Raw genomic sequence first — 15,437 nt, 5'->3', positions numbered from 1 at the left:
GATTACTTCTCCAAGTAGTACATGTAGTCGGCTACGTTCTCCGGGGTCACGATCTGGGTGGGGACGGGGATGTTCGCCGGAGCGCCGCGACCACAAGCCAGGTCGATTGCCGAATTCATTGCCTCGTGGCCGAATTCGAAGGTGTTCTGCTGGACCACGCCTTTAAGCCAACCGGCTTTGAGTCCGCCTACCGCCTGATCCGAAAGATCCCAACCGACTGCTTCGATGCGATCCTGCGCCTTCTGACTGTTGACCGCCGCAACGAGTCCGATCAAAGCCGGCTCACCGGTTGCGTAGACGTACTTCATGTCGCCACCGCCGGTCAGCAGGTTCTCCGCTGCGGTCTGTGCGTTCTCCTGAATGTTACGTCCGTCCACGACGGTGCCGACGGTCATTCCGCGGCCGGTCACGGTCTCCGTGAAGCCCTTCTGCCGCTCCAACTGGACAGTGCTGTTGAGCGCGCCGACGATACCGACCGTTCCGGTGTTGTTCGCGACGTCGGCCAAGGTGTTTCCGATCTTGGCACCGCCCTCGGCATTGGCCGTACCGACCTGAGTCGACAGCGCCGGATCGTCGATGGTCGCGTCGACCGCGACGACGGGGATGCCCGCGTTCTTGGCCTTGACCACCGACGGCTTGATTCCGTCCGTGTCGATTGCATCGACGATGATCGCGTCGACTCCGGCGGCGATCAGATTGTCGAAGGCGTTGGCCTGCGCCACGGAATCGTCGTTGCCACTGATGATCTGCAGGTCGACACCTGCCTTGTCCGCGACGTTCTTGGCGGCATTGTTGATCTGGTTGAAGTACAGCGCCTGAAGGTTGATGGTCACCAGACCGACCTTGAGCTTGCCGTTCGTCCCGTCGCAGCTTTCGGCGACTCGGGTCGGCTGCGGGATGGACGAGCCACCCGATGCGTCCTTCGAGTCACTCGACGAAGCCGAGTCACAAGCGGTGAGCGTGAGCGCGACTGCAGCTCCCAGCGCCAGAGGCAATGCACGTTTCATCATCGAGTCTCCAAAAGGGTGTGAGGGGTCAATGTTGCTGTGAAGCTGTCCAATTCATCTCGGGTGGGGCATCCGCGGGGTCCGGCAGTGGCGCAAGCCAAGGCAGCCGAGGCTCCCGCGAGTCGTGCAGCGTCCACCGGTGAGCGCCCGGCGTCGACAAAAGCGATGTACGTACCGCCGAAGCAATCACCGGCCCCGACGGCATCGACGACGTCGACCACTACTGCCGGTTCGCTCGTCACCTCGCCGCCCGGTGTGGCCAGTGTCCAACCTCGCGAGCCGTCGGTCACCAGCAGGTGTGTGTTGTGCTCGGCGGCCAGTGCCTGCCACTGATCGAAACCGATCCCGAACTCGCCTTCCCACAGGGCACGCCCTACGACGACGTGGTCAGCGAGCGCGAATGCGCGCAGTGCCGCGGCTTTGTTTTCACAACCGTCCAGATCGATTACCAGACTTACGCTTCCCGGCAATCCCTCTGGCAGGAAGCCCGCACGGTATCCGTCGAGGAACAGCCGTCCACCACCGGCAGCAGCCAATCGGGTGATGACAACTCCGATGCGTTCGGCATCGTTCGGGTCGTCTTGACTGATGATGGAGCGATCGCCGTCCTGCGCGATGAGTACAACTGCCGTCGACAGGAACGCATCTCGCGGCGACCAACTGGTGTCGACGCCGTCAGTCTCGAGGGCTTCGAGAAACTCGGTGGACCGCGCGTCCGGGCCCACGGCACCGGCAAAGATCACCTGCGCGCCCATTCTGGCTGCGGATACCGCAGCATTTGCATTCATTCCACCGTCGATCTGACTGATGGCCGTTGCCTGCACGCGCTCTCCGAGCACCGGTACATGTGGAACATGTACCGTCACATCGTTGTTGGCGTATCCGCAAAAGACAATCATGGTTACTTTCCTGCGGCCCGGGACAGTTCGCGGACCTTCTCGCCTGCGACCCGTCCCCACCAGCGTCCATTGTCCTTCACCGAGGATGCAACTATGGCGCCGTCGCATTCCTTCATCAGCGCTGCGACGTTGGCAGCCGTGATGCCGGATCCGATGATCACGGGAAGAACGGTGTTGTCTCGGATCACGGAAACCTCGTCGACCGAAGCGGCGTCACCGGTGCGCGAACCGGTCGCGATCAGGACATCTGCATCGAAGAACTCGGCGTCTTCGGTCTGTTCCGCGACGGTGCGGTCCGCAACAATGGCATGCGCACCATGCTTGACGTGCACGTCAGCGAAGATCCGGACCGGGTCGGCGCCGATGCGATGGCGAAAGCGCGTCGTCTTGGCCGCCTGACCCTCGATGAAGCCCTCATTGGCAATGTAGGCATTGGCCCACTGATTGACGCGCACAAAACTCGCGCCTGCCGCCCACGCCGCGGCCACTCCGCACTCGCCGGCGTTGGACAGGATGCTGACGCCGACGGCCTTGCCGAACTCGCCGACCACCGCTGCCGTGATGACTCCCATGCTGGCGGCGGTTTCGTATCCGTGTTCGCCGGGCTTGAGGAACGGTATGTCCCAGTGATTTTCGACGATCACACCGTCGAAACCGTTGTCGACGTACGCGTGCGCTTCCTCCACAGCGAAGCGAGCAATTTCCGAAACCGGCTGCCCGGTGTAGTGCGGGCTGCCCGGCAGAGCAGGGAGGTGGATGGCCCCGATGAGAGAAGGCGTGCCGGTGAACATCTCTGCCAACGCCGAGGGCTTGGGCGGAAAGACTCCGAGCGGTGATGCGGTCACTTCAGCTACCCCATTCCATGCGCAAGATTTGCGCTGTATGTCCATGCACAAGATCTGCACACGATGTAATCGATTGCCTTGATGAATTAGCAGGTTATGCGATCAACACCGGGTTGTGTCAAGGATTTCACAATTCGAATTTGTAAACGATTGCCTCAATCGCGTTACATGCGGGACACTGGACCGTGCGGTTCGATAACCTCGGACCCGAATCGAGCAGAAAACGGGGGACGCATGCGCAAGGCGACCATTCGCGATGTCGCGGAACTGGCCGGGGTCTCGACTGCCACCGTGTCGCGGGCACTGTCCGGATCCCGCCCTGTCTCGGACGAGCTTGCAGCGACGATCAAACGAGCCGCGGATTCTCTCGGATACTCGGGAAACATCATCGCCAGCTCACTGCGTCGTAATCGGACGGACACTGTCGGAATGGTGGTTCCCAGTATCGCGAATCCCTTCTTCACTTCGTTGGTGGTCAATGTCGAACACGTCCTGGCTCAGCGCGGCCTACAACTGTTCCTGTGCGATTCTCGTTCCGATCCCGACGTGGAAGCGCAGCGGCTCAAGTCGCTCGTCTCGCGGCAGGTGGACGGAATCATCATCAGCCCGTGCCACGGCGAATTGAGTGCCGAAGCAGTACGAGCCAGCGCAGCAACGCTTCCGGTCGTTCAACTGGACCGGTTTGCAATGGATACCCAAACGGACTGGGTCGGTGTCGACGACGACGCCGCTCAATCACTCGTGATGGAGCATCTGTCCGAGCGCGGCGCGCGATCGGCTGCCTTCATCAGTTCCGAGCTGACCAATTCGTCGACCGAACTTCGCCGGGCCGGATTCTTCCGCCATGCGGATCGAATGGGAATCGAAACTCGTGACGAGTGGACACAACTCGGCGAGTATTCGATCGAATGGGGACGCACGGCGTCCAACACCATCCTGACCGGCAAGACTCGCCCCGACGCCTTGGTCTGCGCCGACGACCTGATCGCGCTCGGTGTGCTGCAGACCTGCCACGCATTGGGCATCGACGTCCCCGGCGACGTTCTGGTCACCGGTTTCGACAACATCCCCTTCTCCGAACTGTGCAATCCGCCGTTGACCACCGTCGGACAGCCGCAGGAGAGAATCGCGGAAGAAGCTGTGCGACTTCTGGATCAGGCGATGAACAACTCTTCCGAGTCGACAGCCCACATTGCGCTTGCTCCTGAACTGATTGTCCGTCAGTCCACCGTCGGCCAAGCAGCAGCCACGGCACCGTAGGCAGCGATCGCATCGTCCAGTTCGGACACCTTGACGCTTTCGTTGGCCGCATGCATCAACGAGGGAGTGCCGGGGCCCCAGATCACGACGGGAGCGCCGGGGGCGGCCGCTGCCAGCACCGAAGCGTCGGTGAAGTACGAAACCGGTTCGGTTGCAACAGGGATCGGCAAGGTAGCCAACCACGGATCCGACGCGTCGGTACGCACACCTCCCAGGTGAATCGACGTCTCCACCGAGTCGACTTCCGGTTGGGCGCGCCACCATGCAAGCAGGTCTGCGCCGTCTCCCACCGTGCGGTGATCGATCACCGCACGTGCATTGTCCGGCACGATGTTCGGAGCCGAACCGCCGCCGACCAAACCGAGGTTCCAGGTTTCGGCGCCCAGAAACGCGTCGGACGACAGCGGAAGCTCACGCCGAGCTCGATCGACGACGTCAAGCAGTTTGAGGACAGCGTTAGTTCCTCGCTGCGGCGTACTCCCGTGCGCGGCTTTTCCTTTGACGGACACTTCGAGCCACAGTGCACCGCGGTGCCCCAGGTTGATGCGATTGCCGGTCGCCTCGGGAACGATGACAGCCCCGACCTCGAGATTCGCCACGGCGTCGGCCGAACGAACGGCCCCGAGCGATCCGATTTCCTCGTCGCTCGTCAGCAGTAGTGCGACCGGGACTCCACGTTCGAAAGCGTCGACAACCGCGGCGGTAGCGGCAACAAGGCCGGCCTTCATATCCGATGTCCCTCTGCCGAGGAACAATTCGCCGTCGACCTGTGCGGCGTACGGGTCGAACTCCCAGTCGGAGACAGTGCCCACTGGCACCGTGTCCACGTGGCAGGCGAACAGGAGTCTGGCTGCCGAGGGTGCAGCTTCGTTGGTGATCAAGGCCCAGGGATGATTGCCGGTCAGGTCTGACTCCACCTTCGCCTGTGGCGCACGTGAGAGAACCAACGAGACAATCGAATCCATCGCCCGCCGTTGAGGAGCGGCCTCCCCCGAGACCGTGTCGAGAGCTACCAGTTCCGAGAGAAGTCCGAGGGAATCCATGTCCCTATTCTTGCACTGCCACGGATTCAGTGCGCTGCCAGCTGGGCGATGACGACGTAATTGTCGTCGGTCGACTCTCCTTCGACGACATCACAATTGGCGAGGATCAGCCGTCCCGGAACCGATTCGCGCAACTCGTGAGCGCCCAGCAGCGAACCTTTGTGCAGCGGCCCGACTGTTTCGACGTCGTACTCGAGTGTGCCGTTCGGTGTACCCAGGAGAATTCGATCTCCCGGCTCCACTACCCGGAGCGCCCGGAACGGTGCTTCGCGAGTGGTGTAGTTGTGGCCGACCACGACAACTGTTTGTGTGGTCGACGTTCCCGGCATTCCGCTCTCGCCCCACCACACCGGCAGTTCGTCGACAGGATTCAGTTGCTGCCCACTCTCGCCGCCGCGCATCAGTTTCTCCGAGTGCAACGGACTGCTCAGGTACGTGACCCCGGACGCAGACCTCAACTCGATCCTCTCGGGTTCTGCCGGATCGACGGTCACCGAAGCCGGTGCAGCCGCGATATGCGACTGCACCGGCGAGCGGTCAGGTAGCGATCCCGCATTCTCGCCCGAACATCCGGATGCGAGGAGGGCGAGGATCGCTACCGCCGAGAGGCCGGCGCTACGCAGACGTGTTGCCCGGGCCGTCATGACGCTTGCGACGAACAACCACCGTCGTAGCTGCTGCGGCGGCAGCGCCCACGACTCCGACGCCGATCAATACAGCCGGCAGGTTGGAGTTGCTGCTACCGCTGGTGCTGCTGCTTGCGGTGTCACCGAGAGCAAGTTCGACGGGGGGCAGGCTTCCTGCAAGTGCCGGATCGCCGTCGGCGTCGGTGACGTAGTAGTCGACGACGTCGAAGGCGCCCTTGTTGTTGTAGTAGCCGACCAGCTTGACGCCGGTCTTGTTCACTACAGCGGTGGTCTCGTCGACCTTCGTGACCCCGGAGCCGTCGTCGGTGTGCTCACCGATGATCACTTCACCGCCGACGCCTGTTCCGTTGTCGATCTCCTTCTCGCCCTTTGCCTTGAGCTCGTCGACGATCTTCTGCGCTGCATCCGCTTCGGCTTTCGCGGCGGCCGCGGCGGCCTGAGCTTCCTTGGCCTTTGCTGCTGCGGCGTCGGCTGCGGCCTTCGCGTCTTCGGCGGCGAGGTAGAGATCCTGCGCCTTCTTGCTCGCCGCTTCGGCAGCTTCGGCCTTCTTGGCGGCTTCGGCAGCCTTTTGGTCGGCGATGGCTCGCTTGTCGGTGGCAGCCTCGCCCGCAGCATCGGCTTCGGCCTGGGCCGTCTCCGCGGCCTTCTGCGCAGCGTCGGCGTCCTTTCGTGCGGAAGCTGCGGTAGCTGCCGCTTCATCAGCAGCCTTACGCGCGGCGGTGGCAGCTTCTACCTCGGTGGCGGCCGCGGACTCGGCTGCCTTGGCCGTGGTTTCCGCGGCGGTGGCCACTTTCTGAGTTTCCTTGACGGTGATCGCGAGCTGCTTGGCGTTCCATGCGGCGGCCAGAGCCTGAGCCTTAGCGACGGCTGCCTTCGCGAAATCCCAGTTCTTGAAGGCTTCCTCGGCTTCCTTGTTCTTGTCCGCAACCAGCTTGGCGTTTGCATCCGCGGCAGCCTTCGCCTCATCGGCTTTGGCCTGCAGAGCATTAGCCTCGGCGCGCGCCTGTGCTGCCTCTTCTGTCTTGGGCCCCGAACCGGCGGCCTTCGCCGCTTCCTCGAGTTCAGCAGCCTTGGCTGCGGCGGCGTCTGCTTCTGCCTGAGCTGTTTTTGCTACCTCTTTCGCATCGGCCGCCGCGGACTCCGCAACCTTGGCTGCCTCTTCGGCTTCCTTGGCAGACTGTTCCGCGGCCCCTGCCTCCGCCTTGGCCTTGGTCGATTCGACCGCCGCCTTGGTTGCCTCGACGCTCGCCTGAGTCATTGCCTCGGTCGCCTTCACCGAAGTGTCTGTCGCTGCGGACGAGTCGACCCCTGCCGTCGCGGCTGCTTCGGCGGCCTTCGCTGCCGCGTCGGCTGCTGCTTTGGCTTTTGCTTCGGCTTCCGCCAGTGCTGCGGCGTCCGTACCTGCGGTTTCTGCACTGCCCGCGCCCGCGACGCCGGCTTCAACCTTCTCGGGTGTGGTCTCGGTGCTCGTCGCCGCGTCGGCGTCGGTGGTGGCAGCTGCCTCTTCCTCGGCGCAGGTCACCAGCGGATCGGCACTCGGGGTACACACGGTTTCGGGCTCTGCCGATGCAATTCCTGTGCCGCCCACCGCCAATCCGAGAGCTAGTACGGCACCGGCGGCCGCAGAGCGGACCCTCCGAGAATGGGCGATGGACTTCTCCGACATAGCGCTCAACCTTTCGGCCTTCTTTACGAAGACGGCAATTCCGGCGTGGACAGCCTTTACTTCGTCGGCTGAGTTCCAGACGTTACGACCGGTCGGTCCGAAAAATTGAAAGCTTATGTTCGAGACGCAGGAATCAGGACCGCGGAACGCGCCCCATCAGGTAGAACTCCGGGTTGGGCAGCATGCCGGAGAAGCTCGCCATGCGATTGCTGAGCCCGAAGAATGCAGTGATCGCGGCGATGTCCCACGCGTCCTCGTCGCCGAAGCCGTGCACACGGAGGGTGTCGAAGTCGGCGTCGGCGATTTCGTGCGAGGCGGAGTTCACCTTGGTGGCGAAGTCGAGCATCGCGCGCTGACGATCGGAGATCTCTGCGGTGCGATAGTTGACCGCAACCTGGTCGGCAACCAGCGGCTTCTTCTCGTAGATACGCAGAATCGCGCCGTGCGCGACAACGCAGTACGTACATTTGTTGGCCGCAGAGATCGTGGTGACGATCATTTCTCGATCGCCCTTGGTGAGTGCGGAATCTTCCTTGAGCATGATCGCGTCGTGGTATGCGAAGAATGCCCGGAACTCGGCTGGCCGCCGAGCGAACATCAGGAAGACGTTGGGCACGAACCCTGACTTCTCCTGGATCTCGAGAATCTTGGCGGCGATGTCCTCGGGCACCTCGGTCAATTCAGCCTGCGGAAAACGGGTGCTCACTGTGCCTCCTGGTCAACCATCGATGTTCAATTCAAGATAATGATGATTAACTGAGTTGTCCAGATGCATTTCCTGCCCTACTTTTTCGGGCACGGATAGTCGGGTACGGCCCAAGTGATCTGCGTAGCGTGAAACCCGTGAACAGGAAGACACGATGATCGACGGACTGAACCGCGCGCTCGACTACATCGAAAGCAATCTGAGCGGCGAGATCGACACAGCCGAGATGGCAAGGCTGGCAACCACCTCGGAGTATCACTTTCGGCGGATGTTCTCGGCCCTGGCCGGCATTCCCGTATCCGAATACATCCGTCGACGTCGACTCACCCTGGCCGGTGCCGAGTTGTCCGTCAGCAGATCCGGAGTGTTGGAGACCGCCGTGAAGTACGGCTACTCGTCCGCGGAAGCCTTCACACGAGCGTTCACCGCATTTCACGGCGTGAGCCCCGGCGCGGTCAAACGCGCTCCCGCCGTTCTCAAATCACAACCGAAACTTGTCATTCACGTGACGTTGGAAGGAGCCACACCGATGGACTACATGCTTGTGGACAAACCTGCCCTGACGGTAGTCGGGTTCAAGACCCGGGTTCCACTGGTACACGAAGGTCCCAACTCCGCCATCGAAGATTTCACCCGCTCCGTAGACAAGGTTGCGTTGCGCGGGTTGCGCGAGCTGTCCGATCAGGAACCGGCGGGAATCGTCAGTGTCGTCGACAATTTGGCGCATCCCAGAACCGAAGGCACAGAACTGGATTACTACCTGGGAGTGGTCACCGGCAAACCTTCACCCACGGGTTTCGATGTGCTGACGGTCGACGCACACACGTGGGCCGTGTTCACCGCCGACGGGTCGGCAATCGAATCTGTGCAGTACTTGTGGCGCGATATCTACACGGAATGGTTCCCGGCCAACCCTTTTCGCTCCGTACCTGGTCCCGAGATCATGCGTACCGAATACAACGACGATTTCACCGTCGCGCGGTTCGAGCTCTGGATTCCGGTCGAGAGCGAGCTGAACGACGTCGGGGCGTAAAACAGCCGCCGGGTCGGATGGAAGTCACGACCCGGCGGCTGAGCCATCAGATGAAACAGACTGTCAAAGAATCAGTTTCGCTCCGGTAGCGGCAACCACGTCGTCGACGCTGATGCCCGGCGCCGTCTCCACCAGGCGGAGACCGTCGTCAGTCACGTCGATCACGGCCATGTCGGTGATGATTCGCTGGACGCAGCCCTTACCGGTCAGTGGAAGCGAGCACTCCTCGACGATCTTGTGCTCACCCTTCTTCGAGACGTGCTCCATCATCACGATGACGCGCTTTGCGCCGTGGACCAGATCCATCGCGCCGCCCATGCCTTTGACCATGTGGCCGGGGATCATCCAGTTCGCGAGGTCTCCGGTGGTACTGACCTGCATGGCACCGAGCACGGCAACGTCGACCTGGCCGCCGCGGATCATGCCGAACGACGCTGAGGAGTCGAAGAACGACGCACCGGGGAGAACGGTGATGGTCTCCTTGCCCGCATTGATCAGCTCGGGATCGAGTTCGTCCTCGGTCGGGTACGGCCCCACGCCCAGAACGCCGTTCTCCGAATGCAATACAACGGTGATGTCGGTCGGGAGGTAGTTCGGAACCAGCGTCGGCATACCGATGCCGAGGTTCACGTACTGCCCGTCCTCGAGTTCGCGCGCGACGCGGGCCGCCATCTCTTCGCGGGTGAGTTTGGTGGGTAGTACAGAAGTCATGCTCGTACCGTCCGATTCTCGATGCCGACCGTCACGGGGCCGACGTGGACAACACGCTGAACGTGAATGCCCGGCGTGTGGATCTCGGCAGGGTCGAGCTCACCCGGCTCGACGAGGTGCTCGACCTGCGCAATGGTGATGCGCCCCGACGTTGCTGCAGCCGGATTGAAGTTCTGGGTACTCGCGCGGTAGACGAGGTTGCCGTGCCGGTCACCTTTCCAGGCGTGGACCAGTGCATAGTCGGCGACGATGCCGCGCTCCATCACGTAGGTGACGCCGTCGAAGTCACGAGTTTCCTTGGGCGGACTGGCAACTGCGATGCCGCCGTTGCCGTCGTAACGCAGTGGCAGGCCACCGTCGGCGACCTGGGTGCCGACGCCGGCCGGGGTGAAGAACGCGGGGATGCCCGCTCCCCCGGCGCGCATGCGCTCGGCGAGCGTGCCCTGCGGCGTGAGTTCGACTTCCAGCTCACCGGAAAGGTACTGACGCGCGAACTCCTTGTTGGAGCCGACGTACGAGCTGACAGTACGACGGATACGCCCCTTCTCCAGAAGCACTCCGAGCCCGAACCCGTCGGTGCCGCAGTTGTTACTCACCGTTTCGAGTGATGTCGCGCCCTGCTCTAGGAGCGCATCGATGAGGATTTCCGGCACTCCGACGAGCCCGAAACCTCCGACAGCGATCGTGACGCCGTCCGGCACGTCGGCGACGGCCTCGGCAGCAGTGGAAATGACTTTGTCCATCATGTCGATCACAGTAGCGCGGTGCGTACGTATTGTGAACCCCCGTGCGCATCACGAACATTTTTCGCCCCCGGCATTGCCTGGGTCACATCTACGAACTATTCTGTTCGCAGAGCGCAACACATGTACACATTGCGAACAACTTCACGTAACCGAACGACGAGGTTCCCTATGCTGCATCTACCGCCGAGGTACCAGCGGCCGACTGGCGTCAACGCCCCGGCCGATTTCGCGGACTACAAGACCACTTCTCTTCGCCACCCGAAGCAACCGCTGAAGCTGCTCCCCCAGCGCCTCACGGAGCTCACCGGGCCGGTATTCGGCGAAGATCGCGTCGGCGCCGGCGAAAACGACCTGACCATTGCCAACGGCGGCGAAGCACAGGGACAGCGCATCGTCGTTCACGGCCGTGTACTCGACGGCGACGGAAAGCCGGTCCCCCACACACTGCTCGAGGTGTGGCAGGCCAACGCCGGTGGACGCTACCGCCACACCGGCGACAACTGGCCCGCACCGCTGGACCCGTTCTTCAACGGGCTCGGTCGCTGCGTGACCGACGCGAACGGCCACTACAGCTTCACCACGATCAAGCCGGGCGCCTACCCGTGGATGAACCACGACAACGCCTGGCGACCGGCCCACATCCATTTCTCGCTGTTCGGCACGGCATTCACGCAGCGCCTCGTGACGCAGATGTACTTCCCCGACGATCCGATGTTCTTCCAGGACCCGATCTACAACGCGGTACCCGAAGCAGCACGTCACCGCATGGTCAGCGTCTTCGACTACGACGCCACAGTCCCCAACTGGGCTCTCGGGTTCCGCTTCGACATCGTCCTGCGCGGCCGTAATGCCTCCGTATTCGAGAACGAGGAAGACCACGATGACTGATCGCACCGCGAAGCCCGCACCCACTTATCCGGTCGTCCCCGGCGACTTCACCACCGCCCCCTTCGGGGTCACGCCCTCTCAGACCGTCGGACCGTACTGGCACATCGGCCTCCCCTGGACGGACGGCCCCGACGCTGCCCCGAGCGATACCCCCGGACGAATCACGCTGGCCATCACGGTGATCGACGGCGCCCGTACACCCGTCGCTGACGCGATGATCGAAACATGGCAGGCCGATACGCTCGGGCGCTTCAACCATCCGGACGATCCCCGCGGTGCAGTGGACCTCACTCCGGCTGGCTTTCGCGGATTCGCCCGCAGCGCAGCAGATTCCACCGGTACCGCACTGGTCCACACCGTCAAGCCCGGAGCGCAGCCCACTGAAACGGATGCGGACGAGGCCCCACACGTGAACGTGTCGGTCTTCGCTCGAGGGATGCTCGACCGCCTGGTCACCCGCTTGTACTTCCCCGAGGACACCGACGCACACGTAACAGATCCGGTGCTGTCCTCACTGAGCGAAACCGAACGCGCGAAGTTGGTTGCAACCAAGGTCGACGGTGGGTACTCCTGGACGGTCTATGTTCAGGACGAGGACGCGAACGGCGTCGAGACGCCCTTCTTCGAGCTGTAAGAGGAGTACACATGCCCACTCGCGGCGCACTGTTCGACCCGGTGTTCGGGGCCACCCGAGTATCGGAGCACCTGTCCGACCAGGCGTGGGTCACCGCGCTGCTCGACGTGGAAGCCGCACTGAGTTGTGCGATGGCCACTGTCGGGTTGGCCGACGGGGAACATTGCGCCGCGGTGGCGACCGCCGCAGCTGAACTCTCACAACCGGGCGGCCTGGACATCGTGGCGCTCGGCCGCGCGTCGGCCGCCGGCGGAAATCCCGTCATTCCGCTGGTGAAGATGCTGCGCGAAAGGGTGGGACAGGAAGGTGTGCCTGCCTCCGTGGTGCACCCGGGCGCCACCAGTCAGGACATCATGGACTGTGCGCTGATGCTGTTGACGCGACGCGCGGGCGCGGTGGTTCTGGCCGACCTGACCCGCGCCGCCGATTCCGCCGCCCACCTCGCCCGCATCCATCGCTCTACTCCGATGGTCGCGAGAACCCTGGGACAACAAGCACTTCCGACCACCTTCGGGCTACTGGCATCGAGTTGGTTCACCGCGCTCGACGCCGCAGCGATTCGTCTCGAAATCGTGCTGTCCACGTTGCCGGTTCAATTCGGCGGAGCCGCAGGAACACTCGCTGCGTTGCATCCCGACGGGCTCAGGATCGCGGACGCGCTGGCCGACGAACTCGGTCTGGCCAGGCAGGTCACTCCCTGGCACACCGACCGCGTGACCATCGCAGAACTCGCGACCACACTCGGTATCGTCGCCGGCGCTGTTTCCAAGCCCGCCACCGACATCACCGTCATGGCGTCCACCGAGCTGTCCGAGGTTGCCGAGAGCGCTCCGGGCGGCTCATCGGCCATGCCGCACAAGCAGAATCCGGTTGCCGCGATCACCGCCCGCGCGGCAGCGCGACGTGCTCCCGCCCTGGTGGCCACAGCCCTGTCGAACATGGATCACGAATTCGCTCGCGCCGCAGGCCCCTGGCACGCCGAGTGGGAAACCGTCACCGATCTCCTGCGTCTGGCAGGCGGAGCAGCGCACCAGCTTTCCGTGAGCCTCACCGGCCTGCAAGTACACACCGAGTCGATGGCTCGTAATCTCGACATCACCGGTGGCCTGATTCTCGCCGAGCGTGTCACCAAGGCCCTGTCCGCACACACTGATCGAGCACGCGACATCGTCACCGCGGCAGCCACTTCCGGAACCAGGTTGGATCGTGATCCCGCCATCGCAGAGCACCTGAGCGAAACCGAGATCGCCGAACTACTCGACCCCGCACACTATCTGGGCCACGCCACCGATCTGGTCGACCGCGCCCTCGCCGAACGCCCCACAGGAGGATCTCGATGAGCGTCGCGCTCAACTTTCAACAGACCGGCAATCCCGATGCCCCGGCAGTGGTTCTCCTGGGTTCACTCGGATCCGATCTGTCCATGTGGCAGCCGCAGATTCACGCGCTGTCGAATCGCTACCGCGTCATCGCCGTCGACCATCGCGGCCACGGCAAGTCACCGGTGCCTGCGGGCCCCTACTCCATTGCCGATCTCGCCGGCGATGTCATCGCTCTCCTCGATTCGCTCGAACTCGAGTCCGTACATCTCGTTGGGCTCTCCCTCGGCGGCGCTGTCAGCCAATGGATCGCCGCCCACCACCCCACTCGCGTCGAGACGTTGACGTTGATGTGCACGTCCTCGCAGTTCGCCCCGGCTCAGCCGTGGATCGATCGTGCGCAGGCTGTCCGTGCGGACGGCATCGCGTCCATCGCGGCCGCCGTCGTCGGACGCTGGTTCACGCCGGGACTGGCCGAAAACGATCCGGAGCTTGTCGCCCGCCACGTCGCGATGGTCGAAGCCACACCCGACGAGGGTTATGCCGCCTGCTGCGAGGCGCTTTCGATGTGGGACGGCCGCGCCGACCTGGCCCGCGTCGTCGCTCCGACGCTCCTCGTCGCGGGCGAGCAGGATCCGTCGACACCTCCGGCGACGTTGAGCGCGATCGCCGACGGTATCGCCGATGCGGTACTGCACGTGGTCGATCCCGGCGCACACCTCGCCAACGTCGAACAGGCCGGGCGCGTCACCAAACTGCTTGCAACGCATATTGCCTCGCACACATCTGCGCTCGCCCAACGTAGCGCCGCGGTATCGGCAGGTATGACCGTACGACGTCAGGTGCTCGGCGACGCCCACGTCGATCGTTCCATCGCCGGTGCCACCGAGTTCACGGCCCCGTTCCAGGACTTCATCACTCGCACGGCGTGGGGCGACATCTGGTCACGCCCCGGCCTCGATCACCACACCCGCAGGCTCCTCACTCTCGCGATCCTCACTGCCGTCGGCAACGAACACGAACTCGACATGCACATTCGCGCTGCGCTGCGTGCCGGGATCGATCCCGACGAACTCGTGGAAGTATTTCTCCATACCGCGGTTTATGCGGGTGTGCCGAACAGCAACTTGGCTTTTGCGCTGGGAAAGCAAGCACTCGCAGACCTCTCGGCCGAACCTGAGGAGAACGAGACAACATGAGTGAGAACAGCAGCGAGCAAGCGCCGGGACCGTCACCGGACTACGTGCAGTCGCTGGCCCGTGGGCTGTCCGTCATCAAGGCTTTCGACGGTGAGCACCCGCGTCGCACCCTCAGCGAGGTTGCCAGGCACACCGATCTCACGCGTGCGACTGCTCGCCGCTTCCTGCTCACACTCGTCGAACTCGAATACGTACGTACTGACGGTTCGGTGTTCTGGTTGACGCCGCGAGTCCTCGAACTCGGCTACAGCTACCTCTCCAGTCTGTCCCTTCCCGAGATCGCCGGGCCGCATCTGGAAGCCTTGTCCGCCAAGGTCCGTGAATCCACGTCCGTGTCGATCCTCGACGGCGACGACGTCGTGTACGTGGCCCGTGTTCCGGTCAGCCGCATCATGACGGTTTCCATCACCATCGGCACGCGCTTTCCCGCGTACGCCACATCCATGGGTAGGGTTCTGCTCGCCGGCTTGCCGGACGACGCCCTGGACGCCTACCTCGCCCGAGTGTCCTTCGCCCGCCTGACCGGCAAGACCATCTCCACCGCCGACGGTCTGCGTGCCGAACTCGAGAAGATTCGCGCCGACGGATTCGCGATTGTCGATCAGGAACTCGAAGAGGGTCTGCGCTCGCTCGCCGCACCCATCCGGGACGCAACCGGTGATGTGGTCGCGGCTGTCAACATCTCCACCCAAGCCGCCCGCTACAGCGCCGAAGCTGTTCGCGGTGAACTGGTTCCGGCCGCAGTCGCCACCGCGGACGCCATCTCCGTCGATCTCGGACGTACTCAGTCGTCCAACAATCACTCGGCAGCCACTCGCTGACCGGGCATACCCA

General features: G+C 63.3%; 16 protein-coding genes. 7 read left to right on the top strand and 9 right to left on the bottom strand.

The features are described 5' to 3' along the window. Nucleotides 1-2 precede the first annotated feature (2 nt). The 3 genes from AC2ETI_RS20920 to AC2ETI_RS20910 are packed head-to-tail and all read right to left on the bottom strand — an operon-like array spanning nt 3 to nt 2,751. Nucleotides 3-1,010, bottom strand: coding sequence for a substrate-binding domain-containing protein (locus AC2ETI_RS20920; protein ID WP_019745494.1), 1,008 nt, complete (start codon nt 1,008-1,010; stop codon nt 3-5). Beyond that, nucleotides 1,007-1,906: a carbohydrate kinase family protein gene (locus AC2ETI_RS20915; protein WP_070795621.1), complete on the bottom strand. Its 900-nt coding sequence runs from the start codon at nt 1,904-1,906 to the stop codon at nt 1,007-1,009. Before AC2ETI_RS20915 ends, AC2ETI_RS20920 begins: the two co-directional genes overlap by 4 nt. Before the next feature lie 2 nt (nt 1,907-1,908). Continuing rightward, on the bottom strand, nt 1,909-2,751 hold the full coding sequence (locus AC2ETI_RS20910) for a BtpA/SgcQ family protein (protein WP_003940276.1): 843 nt from the start codon (nt 2,749-2,751) through the stop codon (nt 1,909-1,911). Nucleotides 2,752-2,985: 234 nt separating this feature from the next. Here AC2ETI_RS20910 and AC2ETI_RS20905 point away from each other — a divergent pair, with 234 nt between their 5' ends. Continuing rightward, a complete protein-coding gene (locus AC2ETI_RS20905; protein WP_019745496.1) occupies nt 2,986-4,011 on the top strand; it encodes a LacI family DNA-binding transcriptional regulator in 1,026 nt (341 codons plus the stop codon). Here the strand turns inward: AC2ETI_RS20905 and AC2ETI_RS20900 are convergent. The 4 genes from AC2ETI_RS20900 to AC2ETI_RS20885 all read right to left on the bottom strand — a co-directional run bounded on the left by AC2ETI_RS20900 (nt 3,972) and on the right by AC2ETI_RS20885 (nt 8,073). Beyond that, entirely contained in the window at nt 3,972-5,054 is a 1,083-nt protein-coding gene (locus tag AC2ETI_RS20900; RefSeq protein WP_029256364.1) for a M20/M25/M40 family metallo-hydrolase, read from the bottom strand. The two genes, AC2ETI_RS20905 and AC2ETI_RS20900, sit on opposite strands and share 40 nt — an antisense overlap. Nucleotides 5,055-5,080: 26 nt before the next feature. Next, entirely contained in the window at nt 5,081-5,698 is a 618-nt protein-coding gene (locus tag AC2ETI_RS20895) for a sortase domain-containing protein (RefSeq protein ID WP_003940455.1), read from the bottom strand. Beyond that, nucleotides 5,670-7,367, bottom strand: coding sequence for a hypothetical protein (locus AC2ETI_RS20890; protein WP_483634342.1), 1,698 nt, complete (start codon nt 7,365-7,367; stop codon nt 5,670-5,672). The genes AC2ETI_RS20895 and AC2ETI_RS20890 overlap by 29 nt, the downstream gene beginning before the upstream one ends. 133 nt (nt 7,368-7,500) lie before the next feature. Beyond that, entirely contained in the window at nt 7,501-8,073 is a 573-nt protein-coding gene (locus tag AC2ETI_RS20885) for a peroxidase-related enzyme (RefSeq protein ID WP_483634341.1), read from the bottom strand. 154 nt (nt 8,074-8,227) lie between these two features. Between AC2ETI_RS20885 and AC2ETI_RS20880 the strand changes: the two genes are divergently transcribed. Beyond that, on the top strand, nt 8,228-9,106 hold the full coding sequence (locus AC2ETI_RS20880) for an AraC family transcriptional regulator (RefSeq protein WP_019745501.1): 879 nt from the start codon (nt 8,228-8,230) through the stop codon (nt 9,104-9,106). Between the two features lie 63 nt (nt 9,107-9,169). On the opposite strand, the gene AC2ETI_RS20875 is transcribed toward AC2ETI_RS20880, so the two are convergent. Together AC2ETI_RS20875 and AC2ETI_RS20870 are read right to left on the bottom strand one after the other, a co-directional pair. Beyond that, complete coding sequence (locus tag AC2ETI_RS20875) at nt 9,170-9,817, bottom strand: CoA transferase subunit B (protein WP_483634340.1); 648 nt, start codon at nt 9,815-9,817, stop codon at nt 9,170-9,172. Then, nucleotides 9,814-10,560: a CoA transferase subunit A gene (locus tag AC2ETI_RS20870; RefSeq protein WP_483634374.1), complete on the bottom strand. Its 747-nt coding sequence runs from the start codon at nt 10,558-10,560 to the stop codon at nt 9,814-9,816. The genes AC2ETI_RS20875 and AC2ETI_RS20870 overlap by 4 nt, the downstream gene beginning before the upstream one ends. 171 nt (nt 10,561-10,731) lie before the next feature. Here AC2ETI_RS20870 and pcaH point away from each other — a divergent pair, with 171 nt between their 5' ends. Genes pcaH through AC2ETI_RS20845 form a run of 5 tightly spaced genes read left to right on the top strand, consistent with a single transcriptional unit; the run spans nt 10,732 to nt 15,424 of the window. Then, nucleotides 10,732-11,451, top strand: a complete 720-nt coding sequence (pcaH, locus tag AC2ETI_RS20865) for a protocatechuate 3,4-dioxygenase subunit beta (RefSeq protein WP_007730015.1) — start codon at nt 10,732-10,734, stop codon at nt 11,449-11,451. Further along, nucleotides 11,444-12,085 (top strand): protocatechuate 3,4-dioxygenase subunit alpha, encoded by a 642-nt coding sequence (pcaG, locus tag AC2ETI_RS20860; RefSeq protein WP_483634339.1) that lies wholly within the window; start codon nt 11,444-11,446, stop codon nt 12,083-12,085. The genes pcaH and pcaG overlap by 8 nt, the downstream gene beginning before the upstream one ends. An 11-nt stretch (nt 12,086-12,096) precedes the next feature. After that, entirely contained in the window at nt 12,097-13,425 is a 1,329-nt protein-coding gene (gene pcaB / locus AC2ETI_RS20855; RefSeq protein ID WP_483634338.1) for a 3-carboxy-cis,cis-muconate cycloisomerase, read from the top strand. Continuing rightward, nucleotides 13,422-14,603: a bifunctional 3-oxoadipate enol-lactonase/4-carboxymuconolactone decarboxylase PcaDC gene (pcaDC, locus tag AC2ETI_RS20850; RefSeq protein WP_021331868.1), complete on the top strand. Its 1,182-nt coding sequence runs from the start codon at nt 13,422-13,424 to the stop codon at nt 14,601-14,603. The genes pcaB and pcaDC overlap by 4 nt, the downstream gene beginning before the upstream one ends. Beyond that, nucleotides 14,600-15,424 carry an IclR family transcriptional regulator domain-containing protein gene (locus tag AC2ETI_RS20845; RefSeq protein ID WP_007730008.1) on the top strand — a complete coding sequence of 275 codons (825 nt, stop codon included), beginning with the start codon at nt 14,600-14,602 and terminating at the stop codon, nt 15,422-15,424. Before pcaDC ends, AC2ETI_RS20845 begins: the two co-directional genes overlap by 4 nt. Nucleotides 15,425-15,437 lie beyond the last annotated feature (13 nt).

This window comes from Rhodococcus sp. MurmanLake-1, from assembly GCF_056945715.1.
Note: the sequence above shows the minus strand (reverse complement) of the source record. Positions and strands in the feature narration are given on the sequence as shown.

Excerpts from the sequence above, each read along its gene's own strand:
- AC2ETI_RS20875 (WP_483634340.1), bottom strand. The coding sequence starts at position 9,817 with ATGACTTCTGTACTACCCACCAAACTCACCCGCGAAGAGATGGCGGCC.
- AC2ETI_RS20900 (WP_029256364.1), bottom strand. The coding sequence starts at position 5,054 with ATGGATTCCCTCGGACTTCTCTCGGAACTGGTAGCTCTCGACACGGTC.
- pcaG (WP_483634339.1), top strand. The coding sequence starts at position 11,444 with ATGACTGATCGCACCGCGAAGCCCGCACCCACTTATCCGGTCGTCCCC.
- AC2ETI_RS20915 (WP_070795621.1), bottom strand. The coding sequence starts at position 1,906 with ATGATTGTCTTTTGCGGATACGCCAACAACGATGTGACGGTACATGTT.
- pcaB (WP_483634338.1), top strand. The coding sequence starts at position 12,097 with ATGCCCACTCGCGGCGCACTGTTCGACCCGGTGTTCGGGGCCACCCGA.
- AC2ETI_RS20920 (WP_019745494.1), bottom strand. The coding sequence starts at position 1,010 with ATGATGAAACGTGCATTGCCTCTGGCGCTGGGAGCTGCAGTCGCGCTC.
- AC2ETI_RS20895 (WP_003940455.1), bottom strand. The coding sequence starts at position 5,698 with ATGACGGCCCGGGCAACACGTCTGCGTAGCGCCGGCCTCTCGGCGGTA.
- pcaH (WP_007730015.1), top strand. The coding sequence starts at position 10,732 with ATGCTGCATCTACCGCCGAGGTACCAGCGGCCGACTGGCGTCAACGCC.
- AC2ETI_RS20870 (WP_483634374.1), bottom strand. The coding sequence starts at position 10,560 with ATGGACAAAGTCATTTCCACTGCTGCCGAGGCCGTCGCCGACGTGCCG.
- AC2ETI_RS20880 (WP_019745501.1), top strand. The coding sequence starts at position 8,228 with ATGATCGACGGACTGAACCGCGCGCTCGACTACATCGAAAGCAATCTG.
- pcaDC (WP_021331868.1), top strand. The coding sequence starts at position 13,422 with ATGAGCGTCGCGCTCAACTTTCAACAGACCGGCAATCCCGATGCCCCG.
- AC2ETI_RS20845 (WP_007730008.1), top strand. The coding sequence starts at position 14,600 with ATGAGTGAGAACAGCAGCGAGCAAGCGCCGGGACCGTCACCGGACTAC.
- AC2ETI_RS20890 (WP_483634342.1), bottom strand. The coding sequence starts at position 7,367 with ATGTCGGAGAAGTCCATCGCCCATTCTCGGAGGGTCCGCTCTGCGGCC.
- AC2ETI_RS20905 (WP_019745496.1), top strand. The coding sequence starts at position 2,986 with ATGCGCAAGGCGACCATTCGCGATGTCGCGGAACTGGCCGGGGTCTCG.